Here is a 15,862-nt window from a genome sequence, read left to right as displayed (position 1 = left end):
GCCTTGGCTCGTGTGCACCATGGAGTTCCCGCCATGACGGGCGCAGCCACTCGCGCTGCCTCCGTGTCAGGGGCGGATGCTACGCGTCATGGAGAGACGCCAGTCCAGCAGGAGCACACGACATGCAGAATGGTTTCAAAAGAGGGGGACGCTTCCCGGGACGGACTTCCGGCCAGAGACTGGGACTGACCCTGGGGGTGGTGGCGGCCGCGGCTTCGGCCCTGCTGCCCCTGGCGAGCCGCGCGCAGCATGCACCGGTCAACATCATGTTCCTCTTGGACAATCATGAGTCCATGCAGGACTTTCCCCAGTACCTGCCCGAGGCCTTCACGCCGGGCTACTACCCCGCCCCCGCCAATCCTGGCCTCGGAGACCTCGGGGGGGAGGGCCCGGCCGGGCTCGCCACCAACACGGGTTGCTCGGACCCGGCGCTCGTCTCCGCGATGGGCTGGTTCGACAAGAACAGCCCCGAGCCCCAGCTCAACGGGTCCATCCCCATCGACAGCGACCCAGCCTTCTACGACCAGAACCAGACGCCCCAGTTCTTCGACCCGAACCGGTTCTATGCCTCACGTGGCAATCGTCTCTCGTCGGCCGCGGATGGCACCTATCCGAGCACGGTCAGCAGCAACTTCGACCTCACGCTGAGCTACGCGGACGCGTTCAGCGCCTGCTACGCCCAGTTGGGGTGGCAGTACGAGTATTACCAGAAGCCCCTGGCCGAGGACTGCCAGACGTGTCTGGCGACCAAGGGGTGGTGGCGAGGCCCGGTGGTGACCCCCACGACGCTGTACTGGCTCGCGGGTCCCATCCAGCGGATGGACCAGCCGCCGCTTCCCCCCGAGGCCTATCGCAAGTGGGTGGTCAGCGGCCGCGTCCTCAACGTGCGTCCACCCAGATTCGTGGGGGCGCGCAAGGCCATCAAGGATGTCATTGACGTCGTCAGCAACGCCCGCATGGGCGTGGCCACCCTGGGCTCGGGGAATTACGAGTGGTTCGATCCGCCCGAGATCCTCGAGCCGATGCGCCCGGCCTGCGACCTGTCCCGTCCCACCGTCAACGAGGCGGCGCTCAATCGGCCCGCGCTGAAGCAGGCCGTCAACCGGACGCAGTTCCGCAACCCCGAGCGCTCCACGGGTGAGGCCCTGTTTGGCCTGGGCGGCTATTTCTCCTCGCAGCGGGTGGACGACAAGTGGTCCAACTGGTTCCAACAGCCCATCAACCCGGGCTACTTCGGCTGGCCGGGTTGCTGCAACGGCGGCACCTACGATGACCCGTACACGGGCAAGCCGGGCGCCCCGTGGGCCGCGCGGTCCGACGAGTGGCTCCAGCCACCCTCGGTCAACCCGTATACGGGGTGGTGGCTCCCGGGTCAGCCCTGGGAGGGCCAGGAGCCGAACCAGAAGTCCATCTGCTCCTATTCCCAGGTCAACGCGATCATCCTGGTGACGGGAGGAACGCCCTCGCAGGAGAACTCGGTGCCCATCACCCGGATGATGGAGCTGCTCGAGGCCAGTTGGGCCCGGCACCCGGACGGAGACCTGCTCGAGTTCGACCCGAGCGATCCCCAGCACAACCCGAACGTGGGGGGCGTCAACTACTGCGACCAGTTCCTCCGGGATGGGAACTACCCCAATCCAGGTGTGCCCTTCACCAAGGCGGACTGCGATTACACGGCCTACAACTGGCCGCACGGCCTGGGCGTGGGCAACAAGAACTTCATGGATGACGTGGCGTTCTTCCTCTCACGCATGGATCTACGCGACGACCTGCCCGGCAACCAGACGCTGCGCACGCATGTCTTTGGCTACGGCGACAGCAGCCCCATGCTCCGGAGCATGGCGATGGCGGGACGGGGCATGTTCTACCGCTCGAACAGCGCGGCCGAGTTGCGCTCCATCCTCGTGGCACTCATGGGCCCGGCTCCGGATTCCGACAGCTCCACGCCTTGACGAAGCGTCCGTGGGACGGGGCTCAGGGGCCAGCGGTCAGGACAGGGCAGTCGCGAAGGAGGCTGACCTGTCCCGCCGTATCCGCCACAACGCCGTCCAACCGCCTGTCGCCATCCAGGTCGTCGAGCAGGACATTCCTGGGCTCGGGACGGGACAGGTGAGCGGAGGAGGCGGCGAGTCCTCCCTGACCGTCGTTGCGCAACAGCCCTACCAGGACCGACTGCACGGAATCACGCTCTGAGCCACGAACGGAGGTGAGCATGTCCAGGGCCCCATCCGCGTCCACGTCACCGATGGCGAACGCGGCCAGTCCCCAGCCCCAGCCCGGCAGCCGGTGAGGACGCGGCTCCTGGAAGGTCCCATCGCCCCGCCCCAGGAACACGGCCCAGAGGGACACGAGGTCCAGGTTTCCATCTCCATTCATGTCGGCGAGGGCGAGTCGTGCGTCGATTTTTTCGAGTTCCGGGAAGGAGCCCAGCGGAAGCCGGGTGAACGTGCCATCGCCCGCATTGAGAAGGACCGTCAGCACCGGCGAGAGGCTCCCGGCCACCACCAGGTCCACCTTCCCATCCCGGTTCACGTCCCCCGGCGCGAATCTCGAGACATCGCCCGTCAGTGCCGGCACGGAAGCCGACAAGGTGCCGTCTCCGTTGTTGGAGAACACCAGGAGCGTGTCATCCCCCAAGGTGGAGTCCAGCAGCAACAGGTCCGTCCTGGTATCGCCCGTCACGTCCGCGGCCGTGAGGTGCCAGAGCGAGCTCCCCGCATCGTAGGAAACAGGCGCGGAGAAGGTGCCATCTCCCGCGTTGAGGAAGACCTTCAGGCCCGACGTCTCGAGCGCCGCGATGTCCATCCGCCCATCCCCATTCAGCTCCACCAGGGCCACCGAATTGAAGCGGCCCTGGGAGACCACGATCACGGGCTCGGCGAACGCGGTGCCTCCCTGATTCACGAGCACGCTCAGCCCCGGACCCGCCACCACGACGTCCGGCCTCCCATCCCCGGTGAGGTCACCGGTGGCGATGGCGGGGGAGAACGGAACGCTCGTGCTCAGTCCCGTGGTCAGGGAAACGGGCGGGGTGAAGGTGGTGCATTGCTGGGTGACGGGTTGCGTGGGGCTGGAGGCAGGACTGGCTCCCACGCTGTTGGTGGCGTGGACGGTGAACGTATAGGCCGTGTCAGGCTCGAGCCCGGTCACCACCGCGTAGTTCTTCCCGAGCCAGGGGCGGTAGTCGGCCAGGGTGCGCCCCGGCTGCTCGACGGTGAGCTGGATTCCTCCGGGGTTCGCCGTCACCTGATAGGACGTGATGCACGTCTCATTCGTGAAGTGGCCACAGTGGAAACCGCTGTCCACATGCGCCCAGGTGACCAGGACGTAGTCCTCACCCGGTGTGGCCATCACGCCCGTGGGAGCCTCGGAGACCACGGGCACACCGGACAGGGAGCGAGGCTCCGAGGGGGCCGAGGGGGGCCCATCTCCGCCGGCGTTGGTGGCGTACACCGTGAAGGTGTAGGTGCCGGGAAGGGGGGCCGAGAACAGGGCGGACGTCTCCCCGGTCGTGACGAGCTCGCCCCCCGGAGTGGCGACCACGGTATAGCGGAGGATGGGGCTGCCGCCCGTGTCCTCCGGTGCATTCCACTTCACGAGCGCCTCCCATGGACGGGTGGGCTGAAAGGTGGCGCTCACCATCGTGGGAGCTCCCGGGGGGTTCTTGCCGGGCTCCTTCTCCCACGGCAGGCAACCCACCATCACGAGCGCGAACAGGGCAAGGCCCCAGAGTCCTCCGGACAGCCGGCTCCTCAGGTACATGTCTCTTCCTCGAACATGGCGGACAGTACCCGGCCCCCTCCCCGCCTCGGGATGACGGTAGCGTAGACCGGAGGCGTGCTCGGCGGCGAGGACGATCAGTAGATGGAGACCCGCTCTGTCGTGCCGCAAGCGCTCGAACGCGGCGGTCCCGGGGGGGCCCGAGGGTTCGTGATACGCATGTGCGTGGAACGAGGAAGCAATGATGAAGAACCCGCCCCTTCCGCCACCGCCCGCTGTCTCCCAGGAACGGGTGGACTCCGGCTCTCCGCCCCTGGGGTGGAAGGTGGCGGGCCGCTTCGTCCTCGAGGCCGTGGCGGGCCGTGGCGGAATGGGAACCGTCTACCGCGCCAGGGACGCGCTCACCGGCCGGCCCGTGGCCCTCAAGCTGCTGCGCTCCTCCACTTCCGGCGCGGCCGAGCGCTTCACCCGCGAGGCTCAGGTGCTCGCCACCCTGAACCACCCTCGCATCGTCTCCTATGTCACCCACGGCCTCACCGAGCAGCGCCAGCCCTTCCTCGCCATGGAGTGGCTGGAGGGCGAGGATCTCGCTCAACGCCTCGCGCACCAACCCCTGAGCCTGCCGGAGACCCTGGCCCTGCTGCGCCATGCGTCCGAGGCGCTCGAGGTGGCCCACCGGCAGGGGATCGTCCACCGCGACCTCAAGCCCTCCAACCTCTTCCTGCGCGCGGGGCGCCCCGAGGACGTGGTGCTGCTGGACTTCGGCCTGGCCCGTCCCCTGGCGCCCTCGCGGGCCCTGACGGACCAGGGGCTGGTGCTCGGGACCCCGGGCTACATGGCCCCCGAGCAGGCCTCCTGGCAGGGCGAGCCCACCCCCAGCGCGGACATCTTCTCCCTGGGCTGTGTCCTCTACGAATGCCTCAGCGGCCGGCGTGCCTTCTCCGCGCCCCATTCCGGCGCGATGCTGGCGAAGATCCTCCTCACCGAGCCGGAGGCGCTTCGTACCCTGCGGCCCGAGCTGCCCCAGGCCCTGCTGGAGCTGGTGGAGCACATGCTGGCCAAGGAGCCACGGAAGCGGCCGCCAGACGCGGGCCGCCTGCACGCCGCGCTGGAGGCACTCGACGCGTTCGCCGGCGGGGGCCCCGGACGGGTCCAGGAGCCTCCCCGCGAGAGCCTGGCCCGCACCGAGCAGCAGCTCGTCAGCATCCTCCTGGCGGCGCTCCCGGGCCCGGCGCTCGACGGGGACACGGTGGACCTGGCGGCCCTGGGCTCCTTGCGCGACTCGCTGCGCGCATTGCTGGTGCCCCAGGACGCCGTCGTGGAGGTGCTGGCGGATGGCTCGTTGGGCATCGCGTTTCCGCCGGGCCGTGGGACCGCGACGGATCAGGTGACGCTGGCCGCCCGCTGCGCCCTGTCCCTCAAGGAGCGCTGGCCCGAGGCCTCCGTGGGGCTCGCCACCGGCCGGGGTCTGCCCAGCGGGCGCCTGCCCGTGGGCGAGGCCGTGGATCGCGCCGGCCAGCTCCTGCTGCGGTGGGGCGCGCTGCCCGCCAGCGCCACGGCCCACGTGCTGCTGGATGAGCTCTCCGCCGGCCTGCTGGGGCCTGGCTTCCAGCTCACGCGGGTTCCGCCGGACCTGTTCCTGCTCCAGGGAGAGCACTCGAGCGCGGACGCCTCGCGCCCGCTGCTGGGCAGGCCCACCCCGTGCGTGGGCCGCGAGCAGGAGCTGGCCCTGCTGGAGCGGGCCCTCGTCTCCTGCGTGGAGCAGCCCCTCGCCCAGGCCGTGCTGGTGACGGCCCCAGCCGGCACGGGCAAGTCCCGGCTGCGGCATGAGTTCCTCCGCCGCCTCGAGCACCAGGGACGGGAGGTGCGGGTGCTGATGGGCCGCGGAGAGCCCCTGGGGACGGGTCCGGCCGGTGGGCTGATGGGCCAGGCACTCCGGGAGCTGTGCGGCGCCGCCGAGGGCGAGCCGCTCGAGGTGCGGCGGCGCAAGCTGGAGCTGCGGCTGGCGCGCCACCTGCCCGCGGGCGAGGCGCGCGAGGTCATCGGGTTCCTCGGCGAGCTGTGCGGCATCCCCTTCCCCGACGAGCACAGCCCCCGGTTGCACGCGATGCGCGGCGCGCCTCCGCTCCTGAAGGCCCAGGTGGACCGGGCGCTGGTGGCCTTCTTCCAGGCCGAGTGCCAGCAGGGCCCGGTGCTGCTGGTGCTGGAGGATCTGCACTGGGGGGACGAGCCCTCCGTCCGGTGGGTGGGCGAGCTGCTGCGAGCGCTGGCCGGGCATCCCCTGCTGGTGCTGGCCCTGGCGCGGCCCGAGGTGCACGAGCGGTTTCCCCACCCCTGGCCCGGGGCCGTGCGGGAAGTCTCCCTGAAAGGGCTCGGCCGCGAGGCGTGCGCCCGGCTGGTGCACGAGGTGCTCGGGCCAGAGGTGGCCGCGTCCGTCATCGAGCGCCTGGTGGAGCAGAGCGCGGACAACACGCTCCTGCTCGAGGAGCTCATCCGTGGAGTGGCCGAGGGAAGAGGAGAGGCGGCGCCCGCGACGGTGCTGGCCATGCTGCAGGCGCGCCTGTCGCGGCTGGAGCCCGGTGAGCGCCAGGTGCTGCTGGCCGCCAGCCTCTTCGGCCGCACCTTCTGGGCCGGCGGGGTGGGGGCCGTGCTGGGGTTGGAGGAGCCGCGAGCGTTGGAGGGCCGGCTGCGGCGCCTGGAGGAGCTGGAGCTCATCGAGGAGCAGCCCACGCGCCGCTTCGCCGCCGAGCCGGAGTACCGCTTCCGGCACGAGCTGGTGAGGGATGCGGCCTACGGGCTGATGCCCGACGGCTCCAAGCCCGTGGGCCACCGGCTGGCCGGCGCGTGGCTGGAGCGGGCCGGTGAGCATGATCCCGGAGTGCTCGCCGAGCATGCATGGCTGGGCCAGCAGCCCGAGCGCGCCATCCACTTCCACGGGCGGATGGCCGAGCAGCTCCTCAACCGTCACGACGTCCATGGCGCCCTGCGAAGCCTGGAAGCCGCTTTGCGCTGCGGCCCCAGCGCCGAGGCCCGGGCCCACCTGCGCGCGCTGCGAGCCATGGCGGCCCTGTGGGGAGGAGACGTGAGCGAGGCTGGCTCCCTCCCGGCGCTGCTGCCGGAGCTGAGGGCCGGCAGCTACCCGTGGTGCAAGCTGATGGAGTTCCTCCTCATCAACGGCATCCTCGGGCCCCAGGTGGAGGGAGTGGGCGAGCTGGCCGGCGTGCTGTGGCGTGCCACCCCCGAGGAGGGGGCCCGGGCGGCCTATGCCGAGACGGTCTGTTTCATGACGATGAGGATGACCTGGCTCGGCGCGCGCCGGGACGCCCTGGCCTGGCTCGAGCGCCTGGCCGGGCTCGGCGGCGAGGGCTCCGCGCACGCCCTCTCCATCCAGGCGTGGGCGGGCTATGCGGGCGGATTCGCCCTGCACCACCTGGAGCCGCGTCCGTGGCAGGCCCTGCTGCGGACCCGCCAGTCCATGCGGTGCTTCCGGGAGATGGGCTGGCCGGAGTGGATCGGCCCACAGGTGATGGAGGGGATGACGCTGGCGGCCCTGGGAGAGTTGCCCGCCGCGCTGAGGGCGTTGCGGGAGGCCCAGGCGGCTGGCGAGCGGCTCGGGGAGTTCATCTCCCTCACCTTCGCCCGGAGCCACCTTCTGCTCGTGCTGTCCTGCAGTCCCAACGAGGCCGAGCGCGAGGAGGCGCGCGCCCTGGCGAGGGAGTGGGTGGAGGGACAGCAGCCCCTCGGGGCTCCCTTCATGGCCATGGCCCGGCTCGCCCTCGCGAGGGTGGCGCTGACGTGCGGGGAGCTCGAGGAGGCCGAGGCCCACGCCCGCCAGGCGTGTGTGCCGCGCAGCCCGTACCATGTGCTGCCAGCGCGCACGCTGCTGAGTACCGCCCTGCTGGCCCAGGGGCGTGCCACCGAGGCCCGTCGGGAGGCCACGCTCGGAGTCGAGGAACTGGAGGCGATGGGGGATGCGGGAGCGACCTCCGTGGCCCTGGCCCTGGCCCTGGCGGAGGCCTGCTTCTCGGACGGAGACCCCGGGGCGGGCGAGGCCGCCCTGCGCGAGGCCGTGCGGCACGTGCAGGCGCGCGCCGCGGACATTCCCGAGGCTCCCCAGCGCGAGCGCTTCCTGCGCCAGGTGCCGGAGAACGCCCGCGCCCTGTGCCTGGCCCTGGAGCGCGGGTTGCTGCCTTGACGCAAATCCGCGGTGGCTCACCCCGTGGAGGCGGCGGGAATCGAAGCCGCTAACGGCGGATCCGCCCCCACTCGGGAGCAGAGGCACACCCCCGTTTTCCCTCTGAAAATGGGGTCCTCATCTGTCCGGGCGAGTCCAGGCGCGTCCGTTCGGAATGCCCTCACAGGTCTCCGACCGCTCGGGCCGACGCCGCTCCTCAACAAAACCACACTAGCTTTTACAGAGATTTGTTCCAGGCATTCCGCCAACGCTTGGTGAGCGCAGCTCCTAGGACAACACGGGAAGTCACCAATGCAATAAAGGCGTTCTTTAGGAATCACTACCAGCCTCCACACATGGCGCTTTGCCGACATGAGGCTGGCAGCGAGTACATGATAGACGTTCTGGTCACGTCATTCGACCCGAAGAATGTCGTTGAGTTAGGCCCCCTTCGCGTGTTGCCTACGAGCGCTGGTGTCCACCTCGCAGTTGAGTCCGAAATCGGAGGTAAGAGCGCCTCGTCTGCCTATGGAGTCATGAAGAACGTTGTCGAGGACTACCTAAAGCTTTTGATAGTACAGGCTGAACACCGAGTCATGATCTTCACTTCACTGCCGTATGCAGGCGAGAATGAGCATGTTCTCAATCGAGTCGAAGTGCTCCGAGACCTGTACTCACGTGCATCGGGCGTCACCACTGGGATGCTATTGTTTCATCTGGCTGGTAGCCAACCTCACTCCACACAGGTTCAAGTATCGGTGGCAACCGGAACAATCCGGGGCTTTGTCATTTCGCCTGATGGTTGCGTTGCCGAGGAACTTGTTGCCGAGGAACTTCCAATTGAAGGGTCTTTGACCTAGTCTTCCCGCATAGGGCAGTTTGAGTCCTTAAAAGAACACCTAGAACGCATCACGAATCAAACAAAACAAACATCTTTTTCAACCTCGGCCAACTCTTCCATGCCCCAAAAGAACAAGATTTCTCACCCGAAAAAGACATCCTCTACCTCTTCTACCTCGAAGCCCCAAACGACCGCAGCGACAAAATCCCAAACAAACAACAACACTGCGGATGTTGTAATCGTTTGCGCACTACAAACTCCCGAATTGGAAACATTGCTACAGGCCGGCAAAGCGAAGTGGGAAAGGCAGCCGCACAGCAGCAAAGATCCACACACATACCACAAAGCAACATACAAAACAAAAAAAGGAAACAACATCAAGATCATTGCCGGCGCCCCAAACCAAATGGGTCTTTCAGCCGTCGCAGTGCTGGCCACCAAGATGATTCTGCATTTTCGACCGAAACTTGTTGTAATGGTTGGCATCGCCGCTGGAGCAAGCAAGAAAAAGCAAGGTTACGGCAACATTCTCGCAGCATCTACCACGTTCGACTATGGCGCTGGCAAGATTGTCGAAAAGAAAGGGGAGATAGGGTTTCAGCCGGACCCTGAGCCGATACCGATTGACACCCGTCTCAAGTCCCTGCTGCTTACCTGGACAACCGAAAGAAGAGAACTCGATACAATTTACAGGTCTTGGCCAGGAGAAAAACCCAACACCGCACTTGAATTACATGTAGGCCCCCTCGGCTCAGGAGCGGCGGTCGTCGATTCTCGTCAGTCAGTCCGCAGCGTACTCACGCACTGGCGCAAACTCATTGGGATTGAGATGGAGGCATATGGCGTCCATCGCGCATGCCTCGACACAATGTCTCCCCCGCCAATGTTCGCTTGCTTTAAATCAATTTGCGATTTCGCCCAAAACAAGTCGGACGCATGGCAAAAATACGCAGCATACACGGCCGCCGAGTTTTGCTACCGCTTCTTGATTAACGAATGGGAGAATCTCCATCTCAACGAGCCTCGACCTGAAACTCAAGATGAGACTGCACCAACGATACCAGCGCCAGCGACACCAGCGCCAACGACACTGCCAGCCGATCCACACCCCCACGACGTCAGGCTGTTGACAAAGGTGCGAGCATTGCTGTCGCCGGGCCTCCAAACTTTTCTTGTTCTTCACAATTTCGGAACTCCATTTCGTCACAAAATCCTTTCGCCTTTGCACGAAATGGCCGAGAACTGGGTCGGGGCAGCGCATCGCTTTCACGACGTGCAAGTACAGGGCGCGTTCGAGCGACTAATGACCGCGATCTCGCGCTTTGTTGGGATAGTAAATGAGCGCACCTATGCCGACGACCGCAACGCGGATATCAGCACACCTCGTACTGAAATGGATCGACGGCAAGGAATATCTGAAACCACGATAAAAAGCATCCGCGCCATGAACGATGCCGCAGGTGCGTTGTCGAAGGAGATTGAGCATTTTGAAAACGTCGCCCGCACCCGGCTCAGGATTTAACGAGAGTTCGAAACAAGAGCACTGTATACATATCAGTTCGCCAGTCTCCAGTAACAGCGGCACTACTCGCGCGCCGGGCGATGCTGCACAACCGGGAAGGTGACGTTCTCAATGGAGACGGTGCGCCCCCTGGTGTTTCCCACATTTTGAGGGTGCAGGGACAACCGAGCTGCCCCGGCTCCTTCTCAGCACCCATGACAACAAAACCAAGAGCGCCGGGAGCAATGGCCGATTCTTGCTCAAGGTACCGTCCGGAGGATTGGCAGGTGAAGCCAAGGAAGGCACTGGTTGGAAGAGCACGCGAAAGCGCTCAATTGAAGAGTGGGAGAGAAAGCTGGGCATCAAGATTCCCGATAACGACAAGGTGAACCACATGACTCCTACAGATGCCGGTGGATGCCCATCTTCCATGCAGAACCTCGTCCCCACCGCCGTACTTCAAGGCGACTGCCTGGAGATCGAGAACGCTCAGACCCGGATCCAGAACATGCTCCCCGCGGACAAGGCCGAACGCGCGAAAGTGTTGTGGTGAGCCGATGCGTCCTTCCTATCTTCGCCACAGTTTCCTCGAGTCGGGCTACGGCCTTCACTTCGCGACGCCTCCTCCTGCGGACGTCGCGGACCTGCGGCACCTCGGCGATCAGGAGCCCTGGCGTGTTCTTGCTTGTGCCCTGGCCAACCTCCAGCAAGGCATGTTCGAGGTTTCGGGGAGGCTCCTCGGGCTGATGCACGAGGCGCGGGATGCAGATGTCTGGAATGCCTGCGCGACACTGCTGTCCTACGCGGCCCCCTACTCCGTCATTCGCAAACTCGAGGCCTCTGCCGAAAAGTTGCTCGCGCCCGTTGAGCACAGCCCTTATACACGGCGATACTTCTGCGAGATCCTCGCGTCGTCAGCGGGCGTATGGGGAGTACCGCACCTGATATCCCATTACCGGGAACTGAAGGACCGGAAGGTTGAGGCTGAAGTCGAATACTACATCTCACAGGTGCTTGAAGGCGACCCGGGCCCCATCTCGCGCGGACCGCGAGTTCTGTGGGAATCCAACGGATTACCCCCACCCTTTGAGGAGTCCACGCCCATTTTCCTGACAGAGGAGTATCTCACCCAGCTCGAGGGGACGTTTCAGGAACTGGTTTCTAGCCAGAAGCTCCACGAGCAGGAGGCAATCGTCGAAGGGGAGCGGCTGAACATCCGGGCCGTTGCCCAGCGTCTGCTGACGCGGGTGCGAACTGGCCTGCACCCTGACCGCATCGAGGCAGGAAGGATGCTCCTCGAGGCCACCACCGGGATGGATTGCCGTGCGTTCTTCGACGGTTCCGGCCGGCTGCAAAACCTCACTGCGGCAGCGATTGTCGAGGAGTTCCTCGAGCGGGAAGATGCTGACAGGTACCAGTCAGGCGTCCGGTACTTCTTTGGCCACAGGATTCCGGATTGAAGTTGTCCAGATGAGATGATGACGGACAACGAGATAATTGGGTCCAATTTGGTCCGACAAGAACCGATTTGGTCCCCCAAGGCGAGCCGAGCCTCCTCCTTGGGAGGCGGCTCGGCTCAGAGCGGCGGGCAACCTCGATTGAAGGCGGCGGGAATCGAACCCGGGGACTCCGTCAGCGCACGGCCACGGTGCGGCCGCGCCAGTCAGCCGAACTCCACCGTTGGAAGGAGCCGAAGTCCTCGACACGCTCGGCGCTCTTCTCCGGCATCAGCGTCTCGCGCTTGAGCAGCTGGAAGGAGGACTTCACCCTCCCCTCCACCAGGGCCTCGCGGGCCACCAGCACCCGCGAGCCATCCGGAGAGAAGCCCGCCCACTCCACATACCCAAGCACGGGCTCCGTGGCCGCTGGCGCCACCGTGTCCAGCACCCATGCCCCACCCTCCTGGTGGAAGACCCACAGCTCCGTCCAGCTCTCGAGCATCTGCACCGCCACCGTCACCGCCGTGCTCTGCGCCGAGCGCCGCACCGAGCCCGGCCACACCAGCCCGTAGGTGCAGCGCTCGGACAACACCGCCTTGGCGTCCTTCGCGTCCACCAGGCGCATACAGGTCTCTCCCGGCTGTCCCAGGGACAGCTCGAGCACGGGGCCCGAGCCCGGCCTCTCCACGGCGGGCTCCACCGCATGCCGCGAAGCCCCCACCCGCACCGCGGCGGCCGCGTAGGCTGGCTTGTCCTCCTCGGCCAGTTCCGCCTTCAGCACCCGCGCCAGCTCCTCCACCGAGCGGTCGCTGGCCTTCGCACCTCGCTGCGCCTCACCCCGGCGGGAGAACTGGTACGCCAGCGCCGCGTACACCTCGGCCCGCCGCAGGTGGAGCCGGTTGGCCAGGTACGCCGGCAGCTTCGCCGCGTCCACCTGCTCCAGCACCGAGCTCCGCCACTCGTTGAGGGACTGTGACTCCACCGGGCCCGTCGCCGGGTCGATGCACTCCGGCCGCGTCAGCGCGAGCGCCGCCCGGACCCGAGCATCGGGACTGCCACCGAGCGCCAGGACGCGGCGGAAGGCCTCGCCGTCGTAGCAGACACGGGTGCGGCCCTCGCGCTCGAAGCTGACGAGCTTCACCCCATAGCTGGCGGCCACATCCAGGTGTGCCGCCAGGGCCGCGTCATTGGTCTTGCTCGACGTGGCGCGCCGGGCGAGCCGGTCCGCCATCGTCCCCAGCGCATCGAAGAGCTCCGGCCCCACCTGCGAGGCGGGCGCCGCGCGCAGCAGCGCCGCCGCGTAGCCGATGCCCAGCGCCTCCGAGCCCGAGGTGTCCTTCAGGAACTCCACCACGGCCTGGAGGCGGGACACGCTCGTCTCATCCAGGCGGTAGACGCGCACCTGGTGCGAGCGCACGTAGCCGGGGCGCTCGCGGCGATGGTCGTACACCTGGATGAACCCCTGCCGTTCTCCGCGGACCTCGAGCCACTCGCCCTGCCAGAGCGTGGCCTGGCGGGCGGCGGAGTCCTGGGGCGCGGCGCGCAGGGGCGCCTGGTCCTGCACCACGAGGGCGATGACGATGAGCGTGGCGAGCATGGTGTTACTCCTCCTGCGAGGACATCTCCCCGGTGCTGGCCACGGCCTCGGACGAAGGCTTCGGCGCGCCCGCGTACCCGGCCGTCTGCGGCTGGCCCAGCAGGTTGCCGGCGATGAAACCACCCGCCTGCGGCGGCGCGATGATGACCTGGATCTTGTCGGACAGCTTGTCGGCGAGCGTCTTCTGGATGAGGAGCGGGTTGCGGCTGATGAGCTCGGCGTCGCGGGCGAGCTGCTCGGAGGCGGCCTTGCCGGTGACCTCCACGCGGTAGGCATCCGACTCGGCGAGCTTGCGCCGGGCATCCGCCTCACCGGCGGCCTCGATGCGGTGCGCCTCGGCCTCGGCGGTGGCCTGGGTCAGACGGGAAACCTTGGCGGCCTCGGCCTCCAGCCGGCGCTGTTCGATCTCCTTCTCCTTGAAGGGGAGGACGTGGCGCATGGCCTCGGCCCTGGCCCTGGCGGCGATGATCTCCTCGTTGCCGGCGGCCTCGGCGGCCTTCTCGCGGCGGACCTTGTCGGCCTCGGCCTCCAGGGCGGACTGCTTGACCTGTTTGTCCTTGAGGTCGAGCGTGTAGCGCATCTTCTCCGCGTTCAGCTCCTCGGCGAGCAGCGCCTCCATGCCGGTGCGGTACTGATGGGGCAGGTCCACGTTGCCCAGCGTGACCGAGCGGAGGATGACGCCATCGGCGGCCAGCAAGGGCGTGAGCTCCGCGGTGAGGTCCTTCTGAATCTGGACCCGCTGGGTGGAGAAGATCTCCCGGACGGTGTGCTGGGCGAAGTGGCGGCGGAGCACGCCGTCGATGACGGGCTCGATGATCTCCTGGCCCACGTTCTCCGGGAGGCGGGCGGCCAGGGTGCGGATCTTCTCCGCGTCGAGCAGGTAGCGGATGTTGACCTCGACGCCGATGGACAGGCCCTCCACGGACTGGAAGGGCGCCGGGTCCGAGGCGCGGGCGCTCCGGGACGGCTGGTACGTCTGGTCCTTGAGGCTGTAGCGGCTGAGCCGGTGCACCTCGGGGAGCAGCAGGGACCAGCCCTCGTTCAGCTCCGAGACGTTGCCGGTGAGCCGGTTGACCCGGATGCCCACCTCGCCCGGCTCGATCATGCAGATGGGCCGGGCGGCCACGGTGCCGGCCACCACGCCCGTCACCGCCAGCCCGGCCATCACCCGGCGGCCCCGCTGGGCGTAGATGAGCCACCGGCCCCGGCTGACCATCCCGCGCGCCGCCTCGCCGGCCAGCGACACCATCTTCTTCAGCACCTCACCCCGCTTCGGCGCGGGGTGCTTCGTGTCTTGCTTCTGCTCGTTCTGCGTTTCGTTGCTCATGCGTGCCCTCTCCGCGAGGAGGGCATTGCAGGAGCAGTGCCGGGCAGGCGAGCAGCCAGGGCCAGAGGGGCGCGCTCCGGAGGGCCCACGCCGGTACGTGGCCGCGCGGACTCACCGTGTGGCCGGGGCGACCCACCAGTGCGCGCGAGAGTGCGTCAGGCCATCCACGGGCTCACAGCGGCCGCACGCGCTCGGCCAGCTTCCCGGTGGCGAGCAGCTCGCGAAGCTCGTCTCCCATCCGCTGTCCCTCGGCCAGCACCTGGCGCCAGGCGCGCAGCCGCTCGGCCTCTGGCAGCCGGACGAAGTCATCCCGGTCCGGAATCCTGCCGCCCGGCAGCCGCGCGACGTGCTCGGGAGAGGGGGAGATCAGCAGGGCCCGGCGGAAGTTGAGCGGCCCGGCCCGCCGCCACGGCAGCGACTTGTCGAACCAGCCGGGCACCACGTACGGGTAGAAGTGCGGATAGAGCACCAGCCCCTGCCCGGGGCCGAACTCCAGGTCCAGGTGGTAGTCGAGCACCCCGCCGTCCCGGTAGACGCCCTCCCCCGTTCCGGGGATGCGGACCCCGGCGAGCACGAGGGGAATGGAGCCCGAGGCCATGAGGGCCGGGCGCAGGTTCTCCCGGGTGAGCGGCAGGTGGACGGAAGGAAGGTCCGCGAGCCCGGAGAACGGGCTGGTGTCTCCGGCGGTGTGGAAGATGACCCGCTCCATGTGGAGCCCCAGGGTGCGGCGGCTCACCAGGTTGCCCAGGGCGCCGAGGGTGAGCCCCAGCAACTGGGAATGGCGCTGCTCGCTGGCGGTGAGGCCCCGGCACCGCGTGGTGAGGACGTGCAGCCGCGCCCAGGGGTGGTTCAGGAGCTGCGCCTCGCCATCCGGCCCCAGGAGGGCGTCCAGGATGCCCCGGCTGGTGGCGCTCACCAGCTCCGGCGAGGGCTTGGGCGGGTAGCGCTGCTCGACATAGACCTCGGCGAACCGCTCCAGGGCGGCCACCGGGTCCTTCTGGGCGAGGCACGCCAGCCGCCAGCTCCCAATAGAGGAGCCAATGAGGTGGAGCGGCCGGGTGCGCTCCTTCAGGAACTCCCCGAACAGCACCCGGTCCAACCCGGCCAGCACCAGCCACTTCGGACCACCGGAGGCGCCGGGAAGGACATCGATGTCATCCGGGCGAAGGCCACGCTCGCGAATGAGGCGCAGTGCGTCGGGGCCGGCCAGGAGGGTGAGGCTCGAGGTCATGCCCGTGTATAAAACCTTTTCCGGAGCCGTAC

10 protein-coding genes are annotated in these 15,862 nt (G+C 67.3%); 6 read left to right on the top strand and 4 right to left on the bottom strand.

The genetic code is table 11. The features are described 5' to 3' along the window. Positions 1–122: 122 nt before the first annotated feature. Positions 123–1,952: a hypothetical protein gene (locus BO221_RS20315; RefSeq protein WP_073562121.1), complete on the top strand. Its 1,830-nt coding sequence runs from the start codon at positions 123–125 to the stop codon at positions 1,950–1,952. A 22-nt stretch (positions 1,953–1,974) separates the two neighbouring features. Here the strand turns inward: BO221_RS20315 and BO221_RS20310 are convergent, their stop codons facing one another. Continuing rightward, entirely contained in the window at positions 1,975–3,762 is a 1,788-nt protein-coding gene (locus tag BO221_RS20310; protein ID WP_073562120.1) for an FG-GAP-like repeat-containing protein, read from the bottom strand. Positions 3,763–3,961: 199 nt separating this feature from the next. On the opposite strand from BO221_RS20310, the gene BO221_RS20305 reads away from it, so the two are divergent. The 5 genes from BO221_RS20305 to BO221_RS20295 all read left to right on the top strand — a co-directional run bounded on the left by BO221_RS20305 (position 3,962) and on the right by BO221_RS20295 (position 11,696). After that, positions 3,962–7,915 carry a serine/threonine-protein kinase gene (locus tag BO221_RS20305; RefSeq protein WP_233166173.1) on the top strand — a complete coding sequence of 1,318 codons (3,954 nt, stop codon included), beginning with the start codon at positions 3,962–3,964 and terminating at the stop codon, positions 7,913–7,915. A 371-nt stretch (positions 7,916–8,286) separates the two neighbouring features. Continuing rightward, positions 8,287–8,754 carry a hypothetical protein gene (locus BO221_RS53865; protein WP_143195571.1) on the top strand — a complete coding sequence of 156 codons (468 nt, stop codon included), beginning with the start codon at positions 8,287–8,289 and terminating at the stop codon, positions 8,752–8,754. Between the two features lie 99 nt (positions 8,755–8,853). Further along, positions 8,854–10,257, top strand: a complete 1,404-nt coding sequence (locus BO221_RS20300) for a hypothetical protein (RefSeq protein WP_073562119.1) — start codon at positions 8,854–8,856, stop codon at positions 10,255–10,257. Between the two features lie 235 nt (positions 10,258–10,492). Continuing rightward, positions 10,493–10,789 carry a hypothetical protein gene (locus BO221_RS53860; RefSeq protein ID WP_143195570.1) on the top strand — a complete coding sequence of 99 codons (297 nt, stop codon included), beginning with the start codon at positions 10,493–10,495 and terminating at the stop codon, positions 10,787–10,789. Between the two features lie 4 nt (positions 10,790–10,793). After that, positions 10,794–11,696, top strand: a complete 903-nt coding sequence (locus BO221_RS20295) for a hypothetical protein (RefSeq protein ID WP_073562118.1) — start codon at positions 10,794–10,796, stop codon at positions 11,694–11,696. A gap of 172 nt (positions 11,697–11,868) precedes the next feature. On the opposite strand, the gene BO221_RS20290 is transcribed toward BO221_RS20295, so the two are convergent. From BO221_RS20290 to BO221_RS20280, 3 genes are all read right to left on the bottom strand, one after another. Next, a complete protein-coding gene (locus BO221_RS20290) occupies positions 11,869–13,272 on the bottom strand; it encodes a hypothetical protein (protein ID WP_073562117.1) in 1,404 nt (467 codons plus the stop codon). Positions 13,273–13,276: 4 nt separating this feature from the next. Then, complete coding sequence (locus BO221_RS20285) at positions 13,277–14,599, bottom strand: SPFH domain-containing protein (RefSeq protein ID WP_083681216.1); 1,323 nt, start codon at positions 14,597–14,599, stop codon at positions 13,277–13,279. A 172-nt stretch (positions 14,600–14,771) separates the two neighbouring features. After that, entirely contained in the window at positions 14,772–15,830 is a 1,059-nt protein-coding gene (locus BO221_RS20280) for a patatin-like phospholipase family protein (protein WP_073562116.1), read from the bottom strand. Positions 15,831–15,862: the final 32 nt, after the last annotated feature.

The organism is Archangium sp. Cb G35 (genome assembly GCF_001896145.1).
Taxonomy (GTDB): Bacteria; Myxococcota; Myxococcia; order Myxococcales; family Myxococcaceae; genus Archangium; species Archangium violaceum.
Note: the sequence above shows the minus strand (reverse complement) of the source record. Positions and strands in the feature narration are given on the sequence as shown.

What these genes read in the sequence shown, in the direction of transcription:
- BO221_RS20315 (WP_073562121.1), top strand. Translation starts at nt 123, where the DNA reads ATGCAGAATGGTTTCAAAAGAGGGGGACGCTTCCCGGGACGGACTTCC.
- BO221_RS20310 (WP_073562120.1), bottom strand. Translation starts at nt 3,762, where the DNA reads ATGTACCTGAGGAGCCGGCTGTCCGGAGGACTCTGGGGCCTTGCCCTG.
- BO221_RS20305 (WP_233166173.1), top strand. Translation starts at nt 3,962, where the DNA reads ATGATGAAGAACCCGCCCCTTCCGCCACCGCCCGCTGTCTCCCAGGAA.
- BO221_RS53865 (WP_143195571.1), top strand. Translation starts at nt 8,287, where the DNA reads ATGATAGACGTTCTGGTCACGTCATTCGACCCGAAGAATGTCGTTGAG.
- BO221_RS20300 (WP_073562119.1), top strand. Translation starts at nt 8,854, where the DNA reads ATGCCCCAAAAGAACAAGATTTCTCACCCGAAAAAGACATCCTCTACC.
- BO221_RS20295 (WP_073562118.1), top strand. Translation starts at nt 10,794, where the DNA reads ATGCGTCCTTCCTATCTTCGCCACAGTTTCCTCGAGTCGGGCTACGGC.
- BO221_RS20290 (WP_073562117.1), bottom strand. Translation starts at nt 13,272, where the DNA reads ATGCTCGCCACGCTCATCGTCATCGCCCTCGTGGTGCAGGACCAGGCG.
- BO221_RS20285 (WP_083681216.1), bottom strand. Translation starts at nt 14,599, where the DNA reads ATGAGCAACGAAACGCAGAACGAGCAGAAGCAAGACACGAAGCACCCC.
- BO221_RS20280 (WP_073562116.1), bottom strand. Translation starts at nt 15,830, where the DNA reads ATGACCTCGAGCCTCACCCTCCTGGCCGGCCCCGACGCACTGCGCCTC.